17 protein-coding genes are annotated in these 26781 nt (G+C 34.8%); 13 read left to right on the top strand and 4 right to left on the bottom strand.

Annotated elements, in window-relative coordinates; genetic code table 11:
- The first annotated feature begins 170 nt into the window (after positions 1–170).
- From DRF65_RS26620 to DRF65_RS26605, 5 genes are all read left to right on the top strand, one after another.
- Positions 171–1877 (top strand): helix-turn-helix domain-containing protein, encoded by a 1707-nt coding sequence (locus tag DRF65_RS26620; protein WP_165852323.1) that lies wholly within the window; start codon positions 171–173, stop codon positions 1875–1877.
- Between the two features lie 124 nt (positions 1878–2001).
- Entirely contained in the window at positions 2002–2172 is a 171-nt protein-coding gene (locus DRF65_RS28690) for a hypothetical protein (protein WP_165852322.1), read from the top strand.
- Positions 2173–2181: 9 nt separating this feature from the next.
- Positions 2182–4365, top strand: coding sequence for a prolyl oligopeptidase family serine peptidase (locus DRF65_RS26615; protein ID WP_115973735.1), 2184 nt, complete (start codon positions 2182–2184; stop codon positions 4363–4365).
- Positions 4366–6573: a lantibiotic dehydratase family protein gene (locus DRF65_RS26610; RefSeq protein WP_115973734.1), complete on the top strand. Its 2208-nt coding sequence runs from the start codon at positions 4366–4368 to the stop codon at positions 6571–6573. It abuts the gene before it with no gap.
- 6 nt (positions 6574–6579) lie between these two features.
- Complete coding sequence (locus DRF65_RS26605) at positions 6580–7416, top strand: thiopeptide-type bacteriocin biosynthesis protein (protein WP_228438971.1); 837 nt, start codon at positions 6580–6582, stop codon at positions 7414–7416.
- Positions 7417–7903: 487 nt separating this feature from the next.
- Here DRF65_RS26605 and DRF65_RS26600 read toward each other — a convergent pair whose 3' ends face one another.
- The 4 genes from DRF65_RS26600 to DRF65_RS26585 form a co-directional block, all read right to left on the bottom strand.
- Positions 7904–8860 carry a DUF3810 domain-containing protein gene (locus DRF65_RS26600; RefSeq protein ID WP_115973732.1) on the bottom strand — a complete coding sequence of 319 codons (957 nt, stop codon included), beginning with the start codon at positions 8858–8860 and terminating at the stop codon, positions 7904–7906.
- Positions 8861–8954: 94 nt separating this feature from the next.
- Complete coding sequence (locus DRF65_RS26595; protein ID WP_115973731.1) at positions 8955–10724, bottom strand: MFS transporter; 1770 nt, start codon at positions 10722–10724, stop codon at positions 8955–8957.
- 40 nt (positions 10725–10764) lie between these two features.
- The gene (locus DRF65_RS26590) at positions 10765–11493 is read right to left on the bottom strand and encodes a lysophospholipid acyltransferase family protein (RefSeq protein WP_115973730.1); all 729 of its coding nucleotides are present in this window, start codon (positions 11491–11493) and stop codon (positions 10765–10767) included.
- Between the two features lie 3 nt (positions 11494–11496).
- The gene (locus DRF65_RS26585; protein ID WP_115973729.1) at positions 11497–11955 is read right to left on the bottom strand and encodes a GtrA family protein; all 459 of its coding nucleotides are present in this window, start codon (positions 11953–11955) and stop codon (positions 11497–11499) included.
- A 363-nt stretch (positions 11956–12318) separates the two neighbouring features.
- On the opposite strand from DRF65_RS26585, the gene DRF65_RS26580 reads away from it, so the two are divergent.
- From DRF65_RS26580 to DRF65_RS26545, 8 genes are all read left to right on the top strand, one after another.
- Positions 12319–12582, top strand: coding sequence for a hypothetical protein (locus tag DRF65_RS26580; RefSeq protein ID WP_115973728.1), 264 nt, complete (start codon positions 12319–12321; stop codon positions 12580–12582).
- An 84-nt stretch (positions 12583–12666) separates the two neighbouring features.
- Positions 12667–13518, top strand: coding sequence for a BadF/BadG/BcrA/BcrD ATPase family protein (locus tag DRF65_RS26575; protein WP_115973727.1), 852 nt, complete (start codon positions 12667–12669; stop codon positions 13516–13518).
- Between the two features lie 15 nt (positions 13519–13533).
- On the top strand, positions 13534–15819 hold the full coding sequence (locus tag DRF65_RS26570) for an NADP-dependent malic enzyme (protein WP_115973726.1): 2286 nt from the start codon (positions 13534–13536) through the stop codon (positions 15817–15819).
- Positions 15820–16371: 552 nt separating this feature from the next.
- Positions 16372–17670 carry a carbohydrate porin gene (locus DRF65_RS26565; RefSeq protein ID WP_115973725.1) on the top strand — a complete coding sequence of 433 codons (1299 nt, stop codon included), beginning with the start codon at positions 16372–16374 and terminating at the stop codon, positions 17668–17670.
- A 182-nt stretch (positions 17671–17852) separates the two neighbouring features.
- Positions 17853–18437 carry a Holliday junction branch migration protein RuvA gene (gene ruvA, locus DRF65_RS26560; protein ID WP_115973724.1) on the top strand — a complete coding sequence of 195 codons (585 nt, stop codon included), beginning with the start codon at positions 17853–17855 and terminating at the stop codon, positions 18435–18437.
- 57 nt (positions 18438–18494) lie between these two features.
- Positions 18495–25556 (top strand): T9SS outer membrane translocon Sov/SprA, encoded by a 7062-nt coding sequence (sov, locus tag DRF65_RS26555; protein ID WP_115973723.1) that lies wholly within the window; start codon positions 18495–18497, stop codon positions 25554–25556.
- A 107-nt stretch (positions 25557–25663) separates the two neighbouring features.
- A complete protein-coding gene (gcvH, locus tag DRF65_RS26550) occupies positions 25664–26041 on the top strand; it encodes a glycine cleavage system protein GcvH (RefSeq protein WP_115973722.1) in 378 nt (125 codons plus the stop codon).
- A 55-nt stretch (positions 26042–26096) separates the two neighbouring features.
- Positions 26097–26393, top strand: a complete 297-nt coding sequence (locus DRF65_RS26545; protein ID WP_394337831.1) for a VanZ family protein — start codon at positions 26097–26099, stop codon at positions 26391–26393.
- Positions 26394–26781: the final 388 nt, after the last annotated feature.

The raw sequence follows: 26781 nt of genomic DNA, 5'->3' as shown, positions 1-26781 counted from the left end.
AGAATACCGAAAGTATATATTCTTTAGATTGGAAGAAATGGGTACTGCTCAATGTTTATAATAATAAAAGGAGATTTCAGTTGTTAACTTTTGAGTGAGCCATTTTATTTTGTTGTTTGCTTGTACAAGAGAAACTTTTAAATATGTATTTTTGTGTATTAAGACCTTGTATGCAAAAGAAAATCTTTATTTACTTCTTGATTCTTTGCCAGAATTTATATTTTTCACAAAGTATAAAAGGATTTCGTATTCCTGATTCTCTGAGAAATAAAGATGTTAAACAAGTAGAAAACTCTTTCAAAAAAACTCTTTATACCGATAAAACTAAAGCTGAAGTCTATGCCAATACAGCCCTTGTAGAAGGGAAAAAGAATAGAAATAACGAGAAAATCGCTGAAGGATATCAGATGTTATACCAGCTGAATAATGATAAATCAGCATTATTGTACCTGGACAGTATGATTACTGTGTCAAAAAAAATACAGGACACCGAATATTTATCAAAAGCTTATCGAAATAAAGGAGTTTATTATTACTATACAGCTGAGTATTCAAAATCATTAGATAATTACCTGATAGCTAAAAACTATGCTAAAAAAGGAAGTGAAATTTTTTATAATATTAATTCCTGTATAGGTTTACTGAAGCTTGAATTAGAAGATTATCGGGAAGCTTTGAATTTATTATTAGGCTATAAGCAATATTTGGAAAAAAATAAATTAAAGAATGATATCAATTACGAAAAATGTTTATATAATTTGGCGTATGCCTATCATGTAAGTAATAAGCTGGATTCTTCAAATTATTATGTGAAGCGGGGATTTGAACAAAATTTAAAAAGTAAGGATAAGGATCTTTATGCTTCTCTATCACTGGTTTTGGGTATCAATACTTTTAAACAGGCAAACTATAATCTCGCTTTGCCAATCTTAAATAAAGCATCTCAACTTTTTAAAGAAAACCCCAATAATGTTCAAAACATTGCTTTAGTTGAATATTATATAGGTAAGATTTTATATCATACAAATAATGAAAAGTTTTTAGATAGATTTGAAAAAGTGGATTCTATCATTACTAAAACGAAAAATGTATCTTACGAGTTGCGAAATACGTACCCAATACTGATAGAATATTATAAAAAAGCAGGAAATAAAGAAAAACAATTGTTTTATATTGAACATTTGTTGTCTGTAGATAGTATTTTAAGTAAAAATAATAAGCTTTTAACTACTGAAATAAATAATAAATATGATACCCCACTTCTTTTAAAAGAAAAAGAAATATTAATTTCAGATTTAAACTCGAAGAACTATACTTTATTTTGGATCCTAGGAATAGCCGGAGGAATCATGATATATTTGGTTTATTTATACAAGGAAAACAGGAAAAAATTAAAAAACTACCAAAATAAAGCTGACTTACTCACAGAATATCCAGTTAGTCCTCCTCCTACTACTACTACTAATAGTATTGAAACAGTAGATTTTCAAAAAGAGAAACCGAAAGCAACATTGTCAAACGATAAGCTGGAACAACTAAGCAGACAGTTAAATGAATTTGAAATAGAAAAGAGATTCTTAGATAAGAAAATTAATTTAGATCTTTTATCTAAGGAATTTAATACAAACAGAGCCTATTTATCAAGATCAGTAAACGAGTTGAAAGGACAAAACTTTTCACAATATCTGAATGCATTAAGGATTCAATATATTGTCAGTGAATTAAAAACAAATAAAAATCTACAGAAACTTACCATAGCCGCCATTGCTGATGAAGCCGGATACAATAATGTGGAGTCTTTTACCAATGCTTTTAAGAAAATAACAGATACATTGCCTTCTTATTTTATGAAAGCCTTACAGGAAAATAATAAATAGCTTTAATATTGATTATTAACTTTTTATACGTTTTTTGGATACGGAATTTATAAATTTCGGTATCTTTTTTTTGAAAAAATATATATATCTTTATTTCTTTGTAAATAAAAAAATAGAATACGTTATGAAAAATAAGAAACAAGCAGAAAAGAAAATTTCATTGGAGAAATTACAAATGGTTAGAATTAGTAATGCTAAAATAATAAAAGGAGGCTATGCAGGTGTAGGAGGCTATAACCTAAATACTGATTTAGAAGGTGAAGGAGAGCCAACAGGAACAGGGAAAACAAGATAATTTGTGTATATGACCTGTCGATCAATTCTCTTTTTTTTTATCAATTTCATTTTTGGAATAATTACTGCCCAAAAAAGTAATTTAGCACCATCAGTTACATCTTCCGATGATTACTTTGGAGTCAAAATAGCTGATGAGTATAGAAATTTAGAAAATTTGAAAGATCCTTCGGTTATTAATTGGATGCAGTCACAAACTAATTATTCAAATTCAATACTTCAAAAAATTCCTAATAGGCAATATTATATTGACAAAAGATTAGAATTTGATCAACAAAAATCATTTTCCGTAGATAAAATTAATATTACGGAAAATGATTTTTATTTCTATTTAAAGAAGAAGCCGGATGAAAATACTACGAAACTATATTATAGGAAATCATTTAAAGGGATAGAAACAGAAATTTTTAATCCTGAAAATTACAAACCGGATACTCATAAAAAATATGTAATCAATTATATAAAGCCTAATTATGATGGCTCAAAGATAGCGATCTCATTAACTGAAAGTGGGAAAGAGGTTTCTGAAATGATCATTTACGATGTAAAATCTCAAAAAGTACTTTCTGACCTTATTACTAATTGCTGGCCAACAAACGGAGGTGGTATTTCTTGGCTTTCCGATAATAATAGCTTTATTTATCTTCAATTTCCAGTAACAGATCCAGCCTCAGATCTATTTATGAAAAACATGCAGGCCGTTGTTCATACAATAGGGCAGAATCCCAAAGAGCTGAATGTTCTATTATCAAAAAAAAACAATCCGGATTTAAAAATAAGTGCTGAAGATTATCCTATAGTTAAGCTTCCTACCAAAGAAAGCCAATTTTTATTTGGTTCTATGGCTGGAGCTACAAATTTTAATGATACTTATTTTAAACCCACAAATCTTATCAGTAAAAAAAATCAATGGAAACTTCTATTTACTAAAGAAGAAAAAATTGATGGCTTTATTCTGAAAAATGATAGTATAATTTATATTTCAAAAAAGAATGGAGCCAATGCAATTTATTGCACATCATTGAAAAATCCAGATTTTAAAAATCCGGATATCATAGTTCCTAATATCCCTGATGAGGAGATCAATGGTTTATACCAACTTAAAAATGGCTTTGTTTTTAACAGTTCAAAAAATGGTGTTGAGTCCAAACTGTATCTGTATCAAAAAGGGAAGGTTGAAAACTTGATATTGCCATTTCCATCCGGTGATATTGCAGTAACTACCCAGGACAGCTATTCCAATGATTTTTGGATAAACTGTACAGGATGGAAAAATGACAATGAACGCTTTAAATTTGATTCGGTAATAAAGAAATTTCTTCCTGAAAATCTGGCTCCGATTGTAGAATATCCGGAATTCAAAGATATTATAGTAAAAGAAATTATTGTGAAATCTCATGATGGACAGGATATTCCGTTTTCCTTACTATATAGAAAGGATATTAAAAAAGACAAAAACAATCCTCTTTTAATAGATGCGTATGGAGCTTACGGAGTAAATAACAGTCCTTTTTTAGATATGACGTTTATGCTTTGGGCATTAAAAGGTGGAATTGCAGCTATTGCTCATGTCAGAGGTGGTGCTGAAAAAGGAGAATCATGGCATTTAGGAGGTTTTAAGGAAACTAAACCCAACTCCTGGAGGGACTTGATTGCCTGTGCCGAATATATGATTCATGAAAATTATACGTCCAGTAATAAAATAGCAATTTGGGGGCAAAGTGCAGGGGGAATTACTATTGGAAGGGCTATGACAGAAAGGGCAGACCTATTTAAGGTAGCGATCTTAACAGCCGGAATGGTAAATACTTTAAGACTTGAAGCAACACCAAATGGATTAAATAGTGCCAAAGAATTCGGTTCTAAAAATATTAAATCCGAATTCAGTGCATTATATGAAATGGATGCATATCATCATTTGAAAAAAGGAGAAAAATATCCTGCAACTTTTATTACAACGGGAATAAATGATCCCAGAGTTTCTCCATGGATGTCAACAAAATTTGCAGCGAAATTGCAAGAATATAACACATCTGATCATCCCGTATTACTTAAAGTAGATTATAGCGGTGGCCATGGTGAACGTGACCTCCCTTTAAAGCAAAAATATAATAATTTAGCTGATGTATTCGCTTTTGCCTTCTGGCAACTAGGTCATCCGGACTACCAGTTAAAAGAAGAAATAAAAAAATAAATGTCTCGTTTTCCTTATCAGTTTTTCGAAGAATATATTGTACGTACTCCTTTATTTTCATATAAGAAATTTCTTGAAGCGGTAAATAAAGATGAAATTTCTGATGAAGAATTAAAAAATAAACTTGCTGATGATCCTGTTTTTCTGGAAGCAATTTATTTGGCTTCTCCTGATTTATATGAGGAAATTATAGAATGGCTTCAGGCAGAAAAACTATTTCCACCAAAAGAACACCAAAAATTAAAACATACTTTATTAAAATATTATAGCCGAATGAGTACCCGTTGTACACCATTCGGCTTATTTTCCGGCGCTGGTTTGGGTAAATTTAATCAAGATGATGAAAGGAGAGTGTTGTATGAAGATATCGTGTATACAGATTATTTAATTCGGGATACCAAATTAGATATGTATTTTCTTGTGGCCTTAGCTCAATATTTTGTGAAAAAGCAGGGAATAAGAAATAAACTTTTGTTTTTTCCTAATAATACGATTTATAAAATAGGAACAAAAATCCGCTATATTGAATATCAATATTTAGGTGGGAAAAGAGATTATATCATATCGTCAGCCCGTCTTTCTGAAGTATTACAGTCTGTATTAGAATTTTCAAAAAAGGGAAAAACTGTACAGGAGCTTACGGAGATCCTGATTACAGATGAAATAACCAGAGAGGATGCATCAGAATTTATAGAAGAGCTGATCGATAATCAGGTGCTTACCAGTGAGATTGAACCCAATGTTTCTGGAGGAGATTTTTTGGATACTCTCATTTCTGTTTTACAAAGACTTCAGGTAAATGAGGCTGATATTTTGATTTCTATAAAAGATAAACTTTATGCACTAGATCAGAATATTGGCAATTCGATCTCTGATTATGCGGAGATTGAAAAACTCATTAAATCTTTTGGGATAGAATATGAACAGAAGTATCTTTTTCAAACTGACTTATACCGCAAAGATCAATTGACTTTATCACCTTTCTGGAAAAAAGAACTTAAAAGTGCCTTTAGCTTTTTGAACAAAATAAACTTAGCTGTAACAGATACCCGTTTAGAAAAATTCAAAAAAGCTTTTAATGAGCGGTTTGAGGCGCAGGAAGTCTCTTTACAGTATGTTCTTGATTCTGAAATTGGTATTGGTTACAAACAAAATAGCCCGTTAAAAGGGATTCATTCTTATTTAGATGATTTAGAACTGCCGGTTTCTGAAAAAAATAAAAGGATTAATATTGAATTTAATCTGGTTCAAAAGATTCTTAATGATAAATTGCAGAATGCTTTATGGGAAAACCAATATAAAATAGAATTATTGGATGATGATTTTAAAGAATTGGATGAAAACTGGGATGATCTGCCTGATACAATTTCTTTTTTGACTGAAATTATATCAGACAACGGTAAAGAAAAATTATTTTTAAATGGAAGTTCCGGAAGTAGTGCTGCCAATCTGTTAGCGAGGTTCTGTTCTGAAAAATCTGAAATACATAACCTGACAAAAGCTATTGCGCAGAAAGAAGAAAGTCTGAACCCTGAGTATATTTTAGCAGAAGTGATTCACTTACCGGAAGCAAGAATAGGAAATGTGGTCAGAAGGCCTACAATAAGAAATTACGAGATTCCTTACATGGCACAGTCTGTATTACAGGAAGATCATCAAATAGCCGTGGATGATCTTTATATTTCGTTGAAAAATAATAGAATTGTTTTACGGTCCAAAAAACTTAATAAAGAAATAAGGCCCTATCTTACCAATGCCCATAACTATTTTTATAATACCTTACCTGTTTATTATTTCCTTTCCGATCTTTATTCCCAGGAATTAAGAAACGGGATACATTTTAATTGGGGTGGGCTAAAGGATATTTACAAATTCCTGCCAAGAGTAGAATATAAAAATATTATCCTTACAAAGGCTGCCTGGAAGATATCTGATAAAGATATTGTCTTTTTGGAACCAATGATTTTGGATAAAGAGAACTTTTTATCCGAATTAAAACATTGGAGAACCAAAATGAAAATTCCGGCATGGATACAATGGACTGAATCTGATAATACATTAACCATCAATTTAGAAAATTATGATATGGGTAAGCTTTTTATTCTGACGGTTAAAAAGAAAAAAACAATCATGATCGAAGAATTTCTTTTTAATGAGAATCAAGACTTTAAACATGAGTTTGTTTTTCCAATGTATAAACTAAAATAAATTTTGATGAAAAAAAAGTTTATTCCCGGAAGTGAGTGGCTGTATGTCAAAATTTATACAGGTGTAAAAACTGCGGATATTATTTTGGAAGAAGCTTTACTTCCTTTATTACAGCAACTTAAAGAGGAAGGGTTAATTAAAAAATGGTTTTTTATCCGTTATAATGATCCAAAGATTCATCTTAGGCTTCGTTTTGAACTTTCAGACCTTAAGCATTTCGGTAAGGTTCTTTCATTACTCAATGATTATTTGGAGGAATATAGAGATTCCGGGGAAATATCGGAATTTATAATAGATATTTATCAGCGGGAAATTGAGCGGTATGGAGAAGCAACAATGGAAGAAGCTGAGTTTTTATTTTGGAAGAGTAGTGAGAGCATAGTGTATGAATACCTTCATTTTGATGATGAAGAAAAAATTATGGTGTCCCTTTACTATATTGATAAGATATTAGAATGCCTAGGACTGCCCATCCAGAAAAAACTAAGCTGGATCACAGAGCGTAATCTTGCTTTTAAACAGGAGTTCAATGCAGATAAAAAGCTGAACCATCAGCTGGATAAAAAATACAGAGTATTTATTATAAACTACCTGGAGTTTGTAGAATCAGAGGAGTATAGTCCTTTTAGGAATGTCATTTTGAATAATATTAATGAATCTGGAGAAACCCTGAAACATATAAAATATCATTCAGATGCTCTTCAGAGCTTTTTTTCCAGTGTATTTCATATGCACATCAATCGAATATTTGTTTCCAATCAACGACTGTTTGAAATGATTATCTATGATTATTTGTTCAGATACTATAAGACTCTTGTTTTTAAAAGCAACGGAACAATATAATATGGATAATATTTACTGCATAATATCAGTCCATTTACTATTATAATTTAAAGTTCAATCTTTATTAAAAATACTAGGAAAATTAAACGAAATAGAAAGATAGAAATAGTAGAGATATTTTTAATTTTCAGAAGAATAACTCTAATTTTTTACTCATTAAAAATATTGAATAAATGGAATGTTTTATGTTTAGTTAAATGTATGATTTTGTAAATTTTTCGTAGTTTAACTATAATTTGTTTATTATTTTAATACCATACGCGAGGCGTGATTGTAATTCATAATAGTTGTGGACGAACTCAAAAAAACTTAAAAAATCATAAAGTTTTCATAAAGTTTTAAAAAAGAAAAGAAATGTTTTTGTATTTATAAAATATGTCGTACTTTTACATCGCCTTGAATGAGGGAACAAGTCAAGGTAATAAATTTTTTTTCATCATTTGTGTTTTTAGAATCGTATCGCCTGATACGATTCTTTTTTTTATGTCTATTTTTCGTAGTTTAAAAGGAGATCAATAAAGTAGGAGTAAGTAACAGAACCTTCCTGTTGATTACTTTTCAGGAATATATTATTGGTAAATCCAAAGAAGTCATCCAGCCAACCCTGATGTCTGAATATGAAGCTTCTCTCATAAGCACGGTCTCTCTTCATACCAGGGGAATAATTACGGATAACAGATTTTACAAACTCAGGATCATTTTCAACGATAAATCGTAAAAGGCTTTTTAAAGTAAAATATTCGGTGCTGTATCTTAAGTCTGGATTACCGCAATGGATTCCTATCAGATAGCCGATAAAATTAGCCTCCTGTTCTCTGGCAAAGCCTAATTGGTGAGAACTTTCATGAGCTGTTGTGAAAGGAATAAAAGTGCGGGGTAATTCAGCATTATATTGTGCTTCCGCAGTAAAAGGATTATAGTATCCCAATATCCCTGTGAAACTCATTACATTTTTAAATAAACTGGGCTTAACGGAGAGGATCTGAGTTGCTTTTTTATCAGAAATATATTGGGGAAGTCTGGTTTGCTGAAAAAGGATCTCCTGTTGTACAGCTTTCAGATTGCTGACAATGAAAATACCATTATGGTCTTCCTGTACCGATGCCCGGGTGAGCTTACATTTTTCAAGATACTGTAAGGCCATCTTTTTTGCTTTGTCTATTTCAGGTGTATCCTGTCTGGAAAGCTTTTTAATGATAGGAGTCTGGAAGTAAAGCATTCCCCAGAATAGCTGATAGGTAAAATAAAAGAGATTTCCTATGATCAGAATTCTTCGTATAGAAGAGTCTCTGTATTCCTTCTTAAATAAGCCAGTAAGGCTGTATAAAAGAACAATTCCCAATAATACATAGATGACATCTCCCGCTGAAAAAGAAAGCCAGCTGAATGCCATCTGATGAAACTCTTTCTGAAGTTCAAAAAAACGTTCAAAGAAAGAGATCATTACCGATGATTTTGAGAAACCATAAAACAAAAGAAATTGGGCAAGTAATATACCTGCCCAAAATCTCTTCTTCTTATATATAAATAGTCTATTTTTAGTGAGCACCTTCGGATTCTAAAACGTCAACATTAATTCCTTGTCTAAATAAAGATTTTTTAGCCAAATAAGCAAATACAGTAATGTACACAAAACACAAAACAGGAATTACGTAAGAATTGTGAATTCCGATAATGTCAGCAAGCTTACCCTGAAGCGGCGGAATAATACCTCCTCCCAGGATCATCATAACCAGGAATGCTGATCCCTGAGCTGTATATTTTCCTAAACCGGTAATCGCTAATGTAAAGATTGAAGGCCACATGATACTGCAGGCAAGACCTCCGGAAAGGAATGCGTAGATCGCAACATTTCCAGTAGTCAATAATCCTGTAATCATTGCTGCAGTCCCAAATAATCCAAAAATAATAAGCGTAACGGCAGGTTTGTTTTTACTGATAAGGAATAATATAACCTGAATAGCCACACAGATCGCATAGAAATACAGGTGAGACATATCTTTTTGAGCAATCGTATTGATTCCGATAATCACCGAAAAAGCAACGAAAGGGACAATGATGGTCGCAATAGTCTGCTGTTGCTTGCTTAAGCTGAAAACACTGATTGCACCTGTCCATCTTCCGATCATTAAGCTTCCCCAATACATGGAAATATAGGGTGCAAGATCTGAAGACTGGTGTCCTCCGAATTCAGACATACTTAAAAGTTCTCCAAGGTTACTTCCTATGGCAACTTCTACTCCTACATAAGCCAGGATGGCAAGCATTCCCAGTACAAGCTGAGGATATCTCATAGCTCCCCAACCTTCTGTATTTTTCTTGGCACTGGAATTGGCAAAAATAAGACAGATAATTACAGAAAGCAATGCGCCTCCAAGATACATCATTCTTTGTTTCTCCAATGGATGTTTGATGGTTTCCAGTTCTGTTTTCTTATCTGTAATGTGTTGCTTGATTTCTGTAATTTTTGCTGCATCAGTTTCCTTTTCAAGAGTTTTGTCTAATACAGTAATCTCACTGCCTAAAGTTTCAATACTTTTAGCTTCTTCAGAATTATAGCTATTGAATACAGGAATAAAGAAAAGGATAACAAGAATAGTCATTGCAATCAATGTTTTTCTTGCTTTACCAGCCTTTTCCATAGGTTCTGTGGAAATTCCGTCAGGAAGTTTCTTTGAAAAGTAGAAAATCCCTGCAGCTATAAGGAAAAGTGCTCCTACTGCTGTATAAAGAAGGATTACCTTATCAAGAGCCAGATGCTTGATTTGGTCATCATCTACTGTAGCAGTCGTTCCGAAAAGTGCCAAACCAACAATAATTGGCCCGATAGAGGTTCCAAAAGAGTTGATTCCCCCTGCAAGATTCTGTCTGCTGGCTCCGGTTTTAGGATCTCCCAATAACACGGCAAAAGGATTCGCTGCAGTCTGCTGAATGGAGAAACCTAATGCAACCACAAAAAGTCCGATGAGCATACCATAATAAACATTGCTTTTCACTGCAATAATCATGATTGCTGCACCAAGGGCAGAGAGCAGTAGCCCGTAGACAATACTCTTTTTATAACCCCATTTCCCGATAAGATCCACTCCTTTTATCGTACTGAATATAAAAAGCAACAACGCTCCCAAAAAATAAGCAGTATAAAAGGCAAAATCTATTAACTGGGACTGAAACTGGTCGAGAGAAAAATAGTTTTTACAAAAAGGGATGAAAATACTATTGCCGGCAGCAATAAAACCCCAGAAAAAAAATACAAGTACAAGTGTGTACAGTGCCGGGTAATTAGTCGGCTGGTTGGTTTTTGACATATTTTATTGAAAATTTCGCAAACAAATATAACTAATTCTTTTAAATAGAATGCTCAATCAATGTTTTTTTAATTACTTGATAAGCTTCTGACTTTAAGTCTTTTGGAGAAGCAGTAGGTTCTATAATTCCAATGAAATAAACCTTTACCCTTCCCGGGTGACCTTTTGAGCTGTCAAAAGGAAACATTTCCTTAAGCCCGATAAAGGTATAAACAGCAATAGGAGAGTTATGTTTTGATGATAGCATAAAAGCTCCGTCTTTAAAGTCATCCAGAATAATGGAAGTATCATCAGGAACACCACCTTCAGGGAAAATAGCAATGCTGTTACCTTCCTCCATTTTTTCTGCACATCTTCGGTATACATCAGCACGGCTTTTTGCACTTGCTCTATCTACCATTACGCATATCCTTTGATAAATAGTTCCGAAAATTGGAATCTTAACAAGTTCCTTTTTCCCAACAAAACAAATCGGGTGGTGCGGAAAAAGAATGCAGGTTAGCATGATATCCATAATCGAAGTGTGGTTCGAGATGAAAACGTATTCTTTGTTTCTGTCTTTTTCTTGCTCAGAAAGCTTAATAAGGTCATACCGGAAGCCCATGCCGTAAAACATGCCGAAACACCATAACCGGATAAATTTATAAGCGTATTTATAATGTTTCTTACTAAAAGATAAAATATAAACGGGGATCCCAAGAGTGGTTGTTAGAACAAATGCTAATAACAACAGCCAAAATCTCCAGAGATAATTTAAAATTTTTGTCACAGTTTAACCGTTAAAAATTACTTTCTTCTTTACCGAATAATTAAGAATGGAAACCAACAGGATTGCTGCAATCTTGCTGATCATTTCCGGACTCAAGGTATAAAAAATTAAATTGATATTATCTTTAAAAATAAAGCTGTAGAATATCTGGAAGAAACCTAGGCTTAACAACGTGGAGATAAAAGACACCAGCATAAAATAAGCAAACTCTTTCTTCTTCGAATGTTTTCCTCTTTCAAAAACAAACCAGATGCTCAGAAAGTAGTTGGTGATAATTCCACAGCTGGTAGAGAAAATATTACTTAAAGGATAGTGTATACCATGAAAGTTAGTTTCTTTTGCAAAGAAGTGAGGCAGATAAGTACTGAATATTTTAAAGCTGCCAATTTCAACAATTGCGCTTAGTCCTCCGGCAATAATGAAGAACAAAACCTGTTTCTGGCGTATAAGTATTTCTTTCATTTAATTAATATAAAAACTGAAAATATATCTTATATTGTATTGGGTTTTAGAATGTTTTATAAGTGAAACAATCAATAGTCCCTGCGATCCTGTGTATTCATAATGGTTTTCAATTATTTCAAATCAGGATACTTTACAATATGAATATGCAAATTTATAACTATATGTTAAACACTGAAAAAAGTTGTTAAAATATTTTTTTAAATAAAAATTATTTCTAATTTTAATAAGCGGAATGATGTTACTACAACCTGATAATAAATTCATTTTCAAATCCTTGTGATAATGGTTTTTCTATCTTGTAATGCCTATTTGAAAGCATACTACTCTAATTTTTTATGACCAATTGTTAATAATATTTGTATGAAAAGTCAAAACAAATACAGAAAATTTCAGCTTCAACAGAAAAATATTGAAGCTCTTGAAAAAGAAAACTCCCGCTTCAAACGAGTGTATTCTGAGTACGAAAATATGTCTAATGAACTTTGGAATCTTGAAAATTCCAATGGCGAACCTGTTCCCGATGATTTTATCAATGCCATGGTGCTGCAGGCATCTTATCTGGAAGATGAAATTGAAGATTGGCTTCTGCAATTCAATGATAAAAAAACTGAAATTAAACATTAATGATTTTAGACAGCTTCCAGGTTGTTTTAAACGCTAATTGAAGATAAATTCATAATTTAGCATCCTTAAATTAAAATCTAAAATATGGTTGCTATTGTAGATAGTGGTTCTACTAAATCGGATTGGGTAATACTTGATGATTTCAAAAAGGTTTTTCTGAAAACTGAAACCATCGGTTTCAATCCGAATTTTATTAACAGAGAACTTATCGCTCCTGAAATACAGAAGAACAGCAATCTGATATTGGTTAAAAATTCAATTACCAAAGTTTTTTTCTATGGCTCCGGATGTGGTGTGGAAAAAAACCGCGAAACCATAGAAATCGAGCTTAAAAAAGTATTTGATAAAGCCGAAATTATTGTAAAAGAAGACCTGATGGCCGCTGCTTATGCCGCCTATAAAGGAAAACCTGCAATTGTGTGCATTTTAGGCACAGGATCAAACTCATGTTATTTTGATGGTAAAGATGTGAAGATTGAATTACCATCCCTTGGATTCCTGATGGGAGATGAGGGAAGCGGAAGTGCGATCGGAAAACAGCTCGTGCGCAGATATTTCATGAAAAAACTTCCTGCAGATCTTCATCTAGAATTTGAAACAGACTATAAACTTACTATAGAAGATGCATTGAAAAACATGTATCACGCTCCAAGACCAAATGCCTATTTGGCTGATTTCAATAAATTTGTTGTGGAAAGAAAGGATCATCCTTACTTTGTGAACATGGTTTTTGAAGAAATGAAAAGCTTCTTCGAATATCAGGTTATGCCTTATCAGGAGGCCAATGACGCTGAAATCAACTTTATTGGCTCCATTGCTTATTATTATGAAAATATTTTACGCTCTGTAGCCGAAGAACTTAATTTAAATGTGGGACATGTAGTTCAGAAACCAATTGAAAGCTTAGTAGATTACCACATTAAATATATACTCTAACAAAAAATAAAACTTATGTCAAGTAACAACAATCGCGACGAAAAGAACTTTAGTCAGGCCGCGTTAGATTATCATAAAGCAGAACCCAAAGGGAAAATCGAAGTTATACCATCCAAACCACACTCATCTCAGAGAGATCTGTCATTAGCATATTCCCCGGGAGTAGCAGTTCCTTGTATGGAAATTCACGATAAGCCGGAAACTGTTTACGATTATACAGGAAAAGGAAATCTGGTAGCTGTAATTTCTAACGGTACTGCCGTACTTGGATTAGGGGATATTGGAGCAGAAGCATCAAAACCGGTGATGGAAGGAAAAGGCCTTTTGTTCAAAATTTTTGCTGATATCAATGTTTTTGATATTGAGATTGATGAAAAAGATCCTGATAAATTCATTGAAATCGTAAAAGGAATTGCTCCTACATTCGGAGGAATCAACCTTGAAGATATTAAGGCTCCGGAAGCATTTTATATAGAACAAAAACTAAAAGAGGAATTGAATATTCCTTTAATGCACGATGATCAGCATGGAACCGCAATTATTTCTGCGGCTGCATTGATCAACTCTTTACAGATCGCCAATAAAGATATTGATAAAGTGAAAATGGTAGTGAATGGAGCAGGAGCTGCTGCAATCGCCTGTACAAAGCTTTATATTTCATTAGGACTGAAAAAAGAAAATGTCCTGATGTGTGACAGTAAAGGGGTAATCAATCATAAGAGAGAGAACCTTACTCCTGAAAAATTAGATTTCATTGCTCAGACTGATATTGAAACATTAGAAGATGCTGTAAAAGGATCTGATGTTTTTGTAGGATTATCCAAAGGAAATGTAATGAATCCTGAAATGTTGTTAAGCATGAACGATAACCCTATCGTGTTTGCTTTAGCGAATCCGGATCCGGAAATTGCTTATGACCTTGCTCTTTCTACACGTAAAGATGTAATCATGGCAACAGGAAGAAGTGATTTTCCTAACCAGGTAAACAATGTATTAGGTTTCCCTTATATCTTCCGTGGCGCATTAGACGTTCAGGCTACGGGAATTAATGAAGAAATGAAGCTTGCAGCAGTACACGCTATTGCTGATTTAGCAAAAGAACCGGTGCCGGAAGCTGTAATTCTTGCTTATAACGTTCAGAACCTTCAGTTCGGAAGAGAATATTTTATTCCAAAGCCATTTGATAACAGACTGATCACAAAAGTATCAAGTGCTGTAGCAAAAGCTGCCATGGAAAGTGGTGTTGCCAGAAAGCAGATTGCTGACTTTGAAGAGTATGAGCATCAGCTTCTGGACAGAATGGGTAGAGATGAAAGATTGGTAAGAATGATGCAGAGCCGTGCAAAATCCAATCCGAAAAGAATTACCCTTGGAAATGCTGAAGAATATAACGTATTAAAAGCAGCACAGATTCTTTATGAAGAAGGAATTGCATACCCAAGTCTTTTAGGAGATAAAAAATACATCAAGGAACAGATGGAACGTTACGGGATGAACCTGGATATTCCAATCATTGATCCAAGTGATGATGATCAGAAAGAAAACAGAAAAAAATATAGAGAAACCCTTTGGAAACTTCGTCAGAGAAAAGGAATGAACGAGTACAAGGCTAAAAGATATGTTCGTCAGAGAGATTATTTCGGACCTTTGATGCTGAAGCACGGAGATACTGATGGTCTTATCGTTGGGTTCTCTAAAAACTATGCTTCAGTTCTTCGTCCTGTTTTAGAAGTTATTGAAAAAGATAAAGGAGTAGATAAAGTAGCAGCAATGATGATGATCCTGTCTGAAAAGAAACCTATTTTCTTCGCAGATACCTCTATCAATCAGAATCCGACAGCTGAAGATCTAGTGAATATTGCTAAAATGGCAGAATTTACAGTGAAATCTTTTGCAATCGAACCTAGAATTGCAATGCTTGGATTTGAAAACTTTGCAGCCATTTCTGAAACTTCCAAAAAAGTGGCAAAAGCTGTAAGTATCCTTCATGAGAAGTATCCTAAGATGATTGTTGATGGTGAAATTCAGCCGGATTTTGCTATGAATGCAGATCACCTGAGCGATTATCCTTTCTCAAAACTGGGAACAACTCCGGCAAATACATTCATCTTCCCGAATCTTGAAAGTGCCAACCTTTCTTACAAAATTCTAAGAGGAATGAAAGTAGCACAGGTGATCGGACCAATCCTTATGGGATTAAAACAACCTGTACATGTTCTTCAGATGCGTTCCAGCGTAGATGAGATCGTGAATCTTGCTACCATTGCTGTTCTTGATGCACAAAGAAGAGAAAAGAAATAACATAACAAAATTGATATGCCTGCATATCATAAAGATAAAATTAAACCAGACGAGTATTTGTCTGGTTTTGTTTTTTATATATTATGAGTGAAATTTGTGTTAAATGATAAGAGAATACCTGAAATTCTGGTTTTTTGAGAATTAATTAGGTTTATATTTTTATCTTTCTGATGTTTCAATTTTAAATTATTAAGCTTTTCACATGGCTGAAAATGTAAAATATTTAATAATATTTGAATCATAATGAATGATTGCTGTTTTTTTTAAGGTAATTGTATTATTTAATATCTTTGAGTTAATAAAAAACACAAACGAACTAAAGAACACAGAGTACAAATGCATGAAAAAAGATATCCAGATGTGTAATATAATTCTATTGCCAATGCATAATCATTGATTTGCTCCTATTCCCGACTTAATCGGAATATGCTTTTTTGATATTCAGTAGAGTATAACCACTGTGACATTTTTTGCTTTAATGAAATAACAGATAATTTTATTCTGTTAAAGGTTTGTATTGTTTTTTGGGTAGTTTACCTTTTAAGAAACACTATGAAAAAAAAGAAGTTGTTACAAATGGGCTCTCTGTTGTCCCTTTTAGCATGCTCCCTATGCTTTGCGCAAAAAATTAATTTTAAATCCCACGAACTGTCTGTTAATGGATATGTCCGAACAGGTTTTGGATGGTCAGACGGTGGTCAGATGGTAAATTTTACAACACCGGATAATGTACATAAATTCAGAATGGGGAATGAAGCTAATCATTACGGAGAACTTCAGTTCAATTATCGATACAAAGACAAGGATTCTGTGGACCTGTACGAAGTCACGTATATGATGGCGAAATTTATTCCTTTCGGGAGTGATGCATATAAGCAATTTCCAGAAACAGCACAGCTCTACGGTAAAATAAATAAAGTTGTAAAAAATGCAAACCTATGGGTAGGGAAAAGATATTATGATCGTAGAAATGTGGAGTCCCTGGATTATTTTTGGATTAATTCTGCACAAAATTCACAAATAGGATTAGGACTAGAAAATTACCAGATTAAAAACTCGGGAAATATGAATCTGGCATTCATAAGATTTAAATATGGAAATAATGATGCCCATTCCTATGTTACAGACTTCAGGTACCTGGATATTCCTGTTTCCGAACATTCTAAACTGAATCTTTTAGGACAATACAGCATAAAAACACGAAATGACATTAGCAACACTCCAAGATCTACCGGATATGCTTTGGGGGGATGGTGGACGTATTCCAAAAAGAACATCAGTAATACTTCTACCCTCATTTTTCGAAAGGGAAGCTCAATTACCGAAAGTCCTAATTCAGGAAAGACAATATCAGAAAATGCTGGCAATACCATTACCTATAATCTTGATAAAGCAAATTCATTTGATTTGATTAATAATTTTGTGTATGATGATAAACAAAGACATGCAGTGCAAGCTTCACTTACCTATCAGTACAGAGATTTTGGAATTGGTAATACCGACGATATGAAAAATATTCTGGATAATAAAGTGTCCAAAAACTTTTTTAGTGTAGGTTTTCGCTATCAGTACTATATCAACAAGCATTTTAATCTCGCATTAGAAGCGGGTAATGACTATATGAAAAATAATCGATCGGGAGTAGAAGGCAGTTTACAGAAAGTTACATTTTCGCCGCAGATCTCCTGGGATTATGGCTATTATTCAAGACCTGTCTTAAGGCCATTTATTACCTATGCACATTGGTCGGATGACTTTACCGGAAGTACAGGCGTTTCGGACTTCAATACAAGACTTATCAGCAAAAATAATGGAGTATCATTTGGCCTTCAGTTGGAAATATGGTGGTAACAAATTTAAAGACATCTTCAAAGTCAATTCCAAATTGACGAAATTCTGATTTTTGAGATCTTATATTCTTATAACAGATTGATTGAATATCACTTCAAAATTTAAGTTAAAAATCATTCTTGCATGAAATGAAAATATTAATTAGTTTAAATTACTATATTTGGGAGTTTTAAAAATTAATAATGATATTTTCTTTACAAGGCAATGTTCAAGAACTTACGCCTACTTACGCTGTAATTAATGTACAAGGGGTTGGTTACTATGTGGGTATCAGCTTAATGACCTCACAAATGCTGGTTTTGAATCAGCAGACCTTTTTATATATCCAGCAGATCATTCGTGAAGATGCCCATCTTCTTTTTGGATTTAACACTCGTTCAGAAAAAGAAATGTTCAATCTGTTAATAAGCGTTAATGGGGTGGGAGCAGTTTCTGCGCTTATTCTATTGTCTACTTTGAGCCTTGATGAGATTGCTTCAGCGGTACTTTCTAAGAATAGTGCGCTGATTCAGAAAGCTAAAGGTATCGGAGCAAAAACAGCAGAAAGAATTATTGTGGATCTTAAAGATAAGGTACAGAAATTCAGTGGTCCGGGAGAGACTATTTCATCAATGGTGGATAATAAAATTAAGGATGAAGCGTTATCTGCATTAGAAGTTTTAGGAATTCCTAAGAGAACCAGCGAGAAGATAGCAGATAGAATATTAAAGCAGAATCCTGACTTCTCGGTTGAAGAATTGGTTAAACAAATTTTAAAAAACATTTAACATTTGGTGGCGAATAATAAGCATTTTAAAATATTTTTGTTCCTGTCGTTCCTCTTTATGTCTGTAAGTGCCTTTGCACAGCAGGCGAAAGACACCACGATCATACGAAAGCAATACGAAGTAGCAGACCCCACAAGGTATGAGGCTTATTTCGATATAAAAACCGGGATGTATTATGTATATCCCAAAATTGGAAATACCATTACCGGTCCTCCTACTGCCATGTCTCCCGAAGAGTATAAAGAATATGTACTCGCTCTCCAGACTAGGGCATATTATAAGGAGAAATCGGAAAAATATAATCTCCTTTTTAGAAAAGACAAAAGTGATGCCAGAAAGAAGGGGCTTATTCCTTCTGTGATGATCAACAATAAGTTGTTCGAAACCTTGTTCGGGGGCAATAAAATTGAGATCATTCCTTCCGGATACGCATCCATCGACTTCGCAGGACTTTACCAGAAAATAGATAACCCGCTGATCCTGCCACAGAACAGGACCAGCTTTACTTTTGATATAGACCAGAGAATTCAGCTTGGATTACTTGGGAAAGTAGGGGAGAATCTTCAGTTAAAAGCCAATTACGATACCCAAAGTGGTTTTGCCTTTGAAAACAGAATGAACCTCGTATGGCAAGCAAAAGGAAGCTGGAAAGACCTGCAGAGCAAAGGGCTTGGAAATGTTGACAAACCTAACGCAGGCGGAGAAGATAAAATCATTAAAAGAGTTGAATTCGGTAACGTAAATATGCCGCTTTCAACGAGTCTGATCCGTGGTTCACAATCATTGTTTGGAGTAAAAACAGAATTCCAGCTGGGGAAAACCTTTGGAACTGTAGTCCTTTCCCAGCAACAGGGTGAAGCCCGAAATATTGTTGTACAGGGAGGGGGTGTGATGAATAACTTTAAGGTGAATGCTAATGACTATGAAGAAAATCAGCACTATTTTTTAGGACATTACTTCGTAGATAAATATGATAATGCCCTAATCAATTATCCACAGATCAATTCAACCATTAATATCACTAGGCTTGAAGTCTGGGTGCTGGATCAAGGGAACAGTAATTTAGCTTACCAGAAAGGAATCATCGGGATCAGAGACCTTGGAGAAGGGGGAGGAGCTTTTCCGGATAACTCTGTGAATGGATTGTATAACGATATTTCAGCAAAGGCCGGAACAAGAGAAGCCGGTAAGGATTATAATGCTGTTTACCAGGGACAGGTATTTGGAAGTTCACAACCTTACATAAACGGTGAGCATTTTATCTTTAATAGTAAGGCCAGAAAACTAAATTCTAATGAATATACGTTTCAACCCCAATTAGGATATATTTCATTGAATCAGAAACTCAATGACCAGCAGCTTCTGGCTGTTTCATATTCATATACAATGAATGGAAGTAATAAAGTATACAAAGTTGGGGAATTCTCAGAAGAAAGCCCTGTACTGATTACTAAGGTTTTGAAAGTAAACAACAGTGTAGATGTATCTTCTCCGATGTGGGAATTGATGATGAAGAACATTTATTCCTTAGATGCAGGTCAGGTATCTCCTGATGGCTTTATTCTTAATTTATATTATAAAGACCAGAAAACAGGAGGTAAAGTAAATTATCTTCCGGATACTCCTGTAAAAGATTTAAATCTATTGAAATTAATGAATTGGGACCGTCTTAATATGAACGGAGATATTCAGAACAATAAAGATGGTACCAAAGGAGACGGAGTTTTTGACTTTGTGCCCGGAGTTACGATCAGACCGGAAACCGGTAAGATTATTTTCACCAAATTGCAGCCTTTTGGTAAGTATATGGAGTCTTTGGTTGGGAATGATCCAATGTATGTTTTTCATGATTTATACGATAAAATAAAACCATTGCCCAATCAAAATTCTGTTCCTCAGCGATACACGATAGAAGGTCGTTACAAAGGGGTACAAGGGCAGGGTATTTCTCTGGGAGCAGTAAATGTACCTCAGGGATCTGTAAAAGTTTCTGCAAATGGAGTACAGCTTGCCGAAGGGGTAGACTATACTGTAGACTATATGTTGGGGTCAGTAACAATTCTCAATGAAAATATAAAACAGTCCGGACAGGCTATCAATATTTCATTGGAAAATCAGCTTACATTTAATACCCAGAGAAAAAGATTCATGGGATTAAACCTGGAAAGAAGATTCAATGAAAACTTTATTTTGGGTGGAACAGTTATTAATTACTCAGAATCACCACTTACCCAAAAGGTAAACTATGGTCAGGAAGCTGTTAGTAATACAATGGCAGGAATCAACATGATGTATAATAATCAGGCTCCTTATCTTACAAGGTTTACTGATAAACTTCCATTGATCAAAACTGAGGCACCATCCAATATCAACTTTAAGATGGAGGCAGCATACCTTATTCCGGGATTGAATAAAGCAACCAACAGCCAGGCCTATATTGACGATTTTGAACAGACAACATCAAAAATATCTTTAAAGGAACCTGCAGCATGGAGCTTGGCTTCAAGACCTGAAAAAAATACATCACCTCCTTTCAATATACCTCCAACAAGTGATGATATCACGAGTGGATATGGAAGAGGGCTTTTATCATGGTATAACATTGATCCGAGATTCTGGAATGTTGGAGGAAGACCTCCTGCTGGAATTACTCCACAATCTGTTTCCAACAATGCTTCAAGAAGAGTACTGCTTTCTGAAATTTATAACAACAGAGACTTTGTTGCGGGAGACCAAACCTATACCAATACTTTTGATATCTCCTTCTATCCTAAAGAAAAAGGACCTTATAACGTAAATCCACTTGCAGAGCAGGCTGGCAGCAGATGGGCAGGTATTATGCGCCCAATCAGTGTTCCGAACTTTGTAAGCTCAAACATTGAATATGTTGAATTTTGGATGATGGATCCTTATGCTGATGGTCATCAACTGGGAGATAATCCGAAATTATTATTACACTTAGGAAACGTATCTGAAGATATCCTTAAAGATGGGAAAATGCTGTATGAAAACGGTCTTCCTGCACCGGGAGCTACATCTGCTACCACGGTTTCAAATTGGGGTGTACAGCCAAAACAGCCTCCTATTTTATATGCCTTCTCTACAGAAGGAGACGGAAGAAAAGCTCAGGATGTAGGGTATGACGGTTTAAGCTCAGATCAGGAAGCGATGAGATTCGGGAATACTTTTGTAAACCCGGTAACAAATATTGTTGACCCTGCAGTGGATGACTTTGTCTTTTTTATGTCAGATAAATTTACCGGCACCCAGGCGGCTTCAGTTATTGAGCGTTACAAATACTTCAGAAACCCAGACGGAAACTCAGAAGCAAATTCACTGAGTGTGGCTTCACAGACTCCGGATGCTGAAGATATTAACAGGGATTATAACCTGGATCAGATTGAAAGCTATAATGAATATCCAATAAAATTAGATCAGGCCAGTCTTTCATTAGGAGCAGAAAATAATATTGTTGATATAAAAACAGTAAAAGCCACTTTCCTGAACGGGCAATCAGCTGATGTAAAATGGTACTTATTCAGAATACCAGTTTCCAATTTTGATAAAGCTCAGGGAACTGCTAAGGAAACGGTACTTAATAATGTAAGATTTGCGAGATTATTATTAACAGGCTTTGAAAATACTTCTACACTGAGATTCGGAACAATGGACCTTGTAAGATCAGACTGGAGAAAATATTCTAAGAGTCTTGCTCCTTATTCAAATGTACCATTAGATCCAACTCCCAATGAAGGAGTAACAACAGATCCGGAAATAGGGCAACTTGAGGTAGGAAGTGTAAATATAGAAGAGAATGCTCTTAATCAGCCACCATATGTATTGCCTCCTGGAATAGACAGACAGGTATTAAGCGGAAATGCAGGAGCGCAGAGACAGAATGAGGCATCATTGTATATGAAAGCTAGGGAGTTGGAAGCTAGTAAAGCTCAAGGGGTATTCAAAAATACAACCCTGGATATGAGAAGATATAAAAAGCTAAAACTTTTTGTACATGCTCACGATCCATTAAATAGAGATATCAATGTAGGGAAAATAGATGAAAAAACTAAATTCTTTATTCGTTTTGGAAATGATGTTACAGATAACTACTACGAATATGAAGCATCTTTAAAGCTTACTTCAACTTCGGCAACAGCTCCTATGGAAATCTGGCCAATGGAAAACGAAGTAAATCTTGATATTCAGAATTTTGTTGATGCAAAAATCCGAAGAGACAAAATGTATGCCGATAAAATTATGCAGCGATTTTTGGATCCGAACTTTGAAGCTGGGGATAATTATAAAAGAATTTATGTTAAGGGACGTCCAAGCTTAGGAAGTGTGACAACTATAATGGTTGGTATTCGAAATGGGCAGGAAAGAAGTTCAGGACCTTCTATTGACAGGATTTTATGGGTGAACGAGATTCGTCTTTCTGATATTGATAATGATGGTGGGTATGCAGGAAACGCAAGCTTAAATTTCAACTTAGGAGATTTTGCAACCGTTAATACCAATGCTTCTTACACCTCAGTAGGGTTTGGAAATATTGATTCAAAACCGGCAGAGAGAACTCAGTCTACGCAGTCAGCATTCAGCATCAATACAGCAGTGAATGTAGACAAACTATTACCGGAGAAAACAGGAGTTAAAATTCCGTTAAACTATTCTTACTCACAGACGATCGAAGATCCGAAGTACAATCCTTTGGATACAGACGTGGAATTCAGTAAGGCTCCAAACAGGGAGCAGCTGAAAAAAGTGGCGAGAACATATACACAGCAAAGAAGTATCGGAGTTGTTAATATGCGTAAAGAAAGAGTAAATCAGAATAAAAAGGCTAAGTTTTATGATATTGAAAACGTTTCTGTAACTGCAATATATAATGATGATTATTTCAGGGATATTTATACCAAAAGAAATTACAGACAGTATCTGAGAGGGTATATTGATTACAACTATACCTTCAAACCATGGGTGATAAAACCTTTCAACAAGATGATCAGTGATACAGCAAAATCTACTAAGTATCTGAGATGGGTAAAAGAATTTAATATCAATCCTATCCCGACAAGATTATCCTTCAGAACTGAAATTGACAGGAACTATAACGAACTTGAATTTAGAAATATTGAAGCCATTTTAGGTGGAAATGCGAGCGGCGATATGGAATCGATCCGAAACAGAAACTTCTATTTCGGATGGCAGTATGGTTTAGGATTTAACTTTACAAAATCATTGAAGCTGGAGATCAACTCGGCGACCAGAACCCTTAATGATAACATAGACGTCAATGGGATGGACAATAAAGCGATTTTCGGAAACGTGTTCAGAGCAGGTAGACCGGTATTGTATAATCACAGAGCACAATTGAGCTATAAACTGCCATTTCAGTATCTTCCTTATCTGGACTTTATTGATGCTGAAGTAGGATACGGATTTACTTATAACTGGAATGCGAGAAGTACTGCATTATATGGTGCGGTGAATCCGAATAATAATCAGGTAGAAAGCTTAGGTTCCATTGGGCAGAATACGAATGTCATTCAGGCAACAGCATCAGCTGATATTCCTAAATTCTTCGGACAGTTTAAATATTTTAAAGATATTAATACCAAGCTTCAGAAACGTAAGCAGGAAATGGATTCATTGAATAATGTATATACAAAACAATGGGAAAAGAACAGATATAAGTATAAGCATTATAAATTCAAGAATAAGCTTACTGTGCTTCAAAGTGCAGCATTCTTCCTGACTTCATTCAAGCAGTTGGATGTAAGCTATACCGAAAACAACGGTACAGTACTTCCTGGATTATTGTCAGCTCCCAACTGGTATGGTTCCGGGCAGACATTAGGAGGTCCAACGATCGGATTCTTATTAGGATCTCAGGCAGATATCAGAAGAACAGTTATGGAAAATGGATGGGTAAGCTCTTCTCCTTTGATGACTGATGCATACGTAAGAATGTCTACCAGAGAGTTAAGGGCTAACTTGCAGATGATGCCGATGAATGACCTTAGAATCGATCTGAATGTACTGCATAACTTCAACAGTAACTTCACTCATTCCGGATTCAATTATGTTAATGGAGGCGTTCCTAATCCTGATTTTACTTTTGCAACAGACATGATAACCTATTCAAATTCTACCATGCTTCTTAATTCGTCATTCAAAGACGGTGCAGCAGTATATCAAGCGATCAGAGAGAATGCAATGAAACTTTCACAACAGCTTGGAGGTCCCAATGCCGAAATAGGAAATGATGGATTTGCTAAACATTACAGTATAGCCAATGCTTATGTATTGATCCCAGCATTCAGAGCCGCTCTTGAAGGAAAATCTGTTTCTCCGATAGGAAATCCTAAAAAAGCAGGAATGCCATTACCAAACTGGAGAATTACCTATTCCGGATTAAAGAATATTCCGATCATCAGCGGACAGTTTACGAAGTTTGATATCTCACATGCTTATACCGCAACATATACTGCAACAGGAATTCAAAGTAATATTGATTACCATAGTAACCCTAACGGATATTATCAAACGGTAGATGATGCAGGTAATATTAAAGTGAATAATGGAGATAAGATTAATCCTTATACCTTTTCTCAGGTAGGGTATGTAGAATCCTTCTCACCGCTTCTTGGAGTAGATGTTACCATGAGAAACAATATGCAGTTCGGATTACAGTACAACAAAAACCGAATGATGGTATTAGGATTGGTAAACCATACCCTGACTGAAGATTCCAATACAGAATATGTAGTGAGATTAGGATACATTATCCGAAACTTCAGATTAGGAACAGCCAATATCAGAGGAAGAGGAACCAGAGGAAAAGGAAGTGACCTTAATATCAGAGGAGATATTTCACTAAGAGATAGTAAAACTTCCATTATGAATATCCTCCTGAATGATTCGCAGGTGACAGGAGGACAGAGACTTCTCAATATTAAACTTTCTGCAGATTACAATGTCTCCGAAAGTCTTAACCTGAGAGTCTTCTACGAACAGATGACCTCGAAGTATAAGATCTCTACAGCCTTCCCGCTGTCTACGATCAGAGCTGGTATTTCAGCAACATTTACGTTCGGAGAGTCCGGTGGTGGATTCTAGAAATAACATAAACTTAAAAGTCCTTCAGTTTTGAAGGACTTTTTTTATATCCAATATTTGAAGCTACTATAATTTTGAATACATTTGTAGAAAATAAAAATTAAAAAATGAACACACCATCAGAATTAAAGTACACTAAAGATCACGAATGGATCAAGATCGAAGGTAATGTGGCTACAATCGGTATTACAGACTTCGCTCAGGGAGAACTTGGAGACATCGTTTATGTAGATGTTGATACAGTAGATGATGATCTTAATGGCGGGGACGTTTTCGGAAGTGTGGAGGCAGTAAAAACTGTTTCAGACTTATTCTTACCTATCGCAGGAAAGGTTATCGGGTTCAACTCGGAATTGGAAGATCAGCCGGAACTGTTAAATACAGATCCTTATGGAGACGGATGGATCATCAAATTAGAAATTGCTGATGGGGCAGACCTGTCTGAATTGCTTTCTGCAGAAGATTACAAAGCAATCATTGGATAAAATTTTAAAAATATTTAGTAAGATATTGCCCATTTATTGGGCATTTCTTACTTATATGCTTCTCAAGCCCGGAGAAGAGAACCACGAATATTGGTTCATGTTCAACGGTATTGATAAAGTATTGCACTTAAGTATATTTGCAGCTTTAGGGTTCTTATTCATGGCCGCATTTCCCAAAATAAAATTCTCTTACTTTTTCCAGATCATCCTTATATATGCCTTCCTTACAGAAATTCTCCAGGAAGAGATGGGACTGGGAAGATCCATGGAAACTCTCGATATCGTAGCAGACACCATTGGTTGTCTCATCGGCTATTATACCTATAAGCTATTCATAAAACGATTTTTCTAATTACACTCTTGAAACTGAGAAGACCTTTCACTCTTTCATATATACTCTTTCTCTCCAACTCTAGCCCGCTCATACCCTCAAACTCATCGAGGAGCTTAATCCCGCTATCCACTCATACTCCTCGTGCCAACACACACCTACACCCAAACCCTTCTACGCTCCAACCTATACTGTGGGGTAACCGTTTCTCTCGGGGCTAGGGTAGGGGACCGATTTATAAATGATGAATAATAAATAATAGGTTGGCATCAATTAATATCCTTACCTATTATCCATAAGTGATGGCTTTTATCATTCCCATCCTTTGGAGGGGTGTCAAAAATTCAAAGAATTTTTGACGGGGTGGTAATCTAGTCATTTCTGCTCTATGAAAGTTCTGTGAAAATCT

Source organism: Chryseobacterium pennae, from assembly GCF_003385515.1.
Taxonomy (GTDB): Bacteria; Bacteroidota; Bacteroidia; order Flavobacteriales; family Weeksellaceae; genus Chryseobacterium; species Chryseobacterium pennae.
This window is presented reverse-complemented; position numbering and strand designations above follow the sequence as displayed.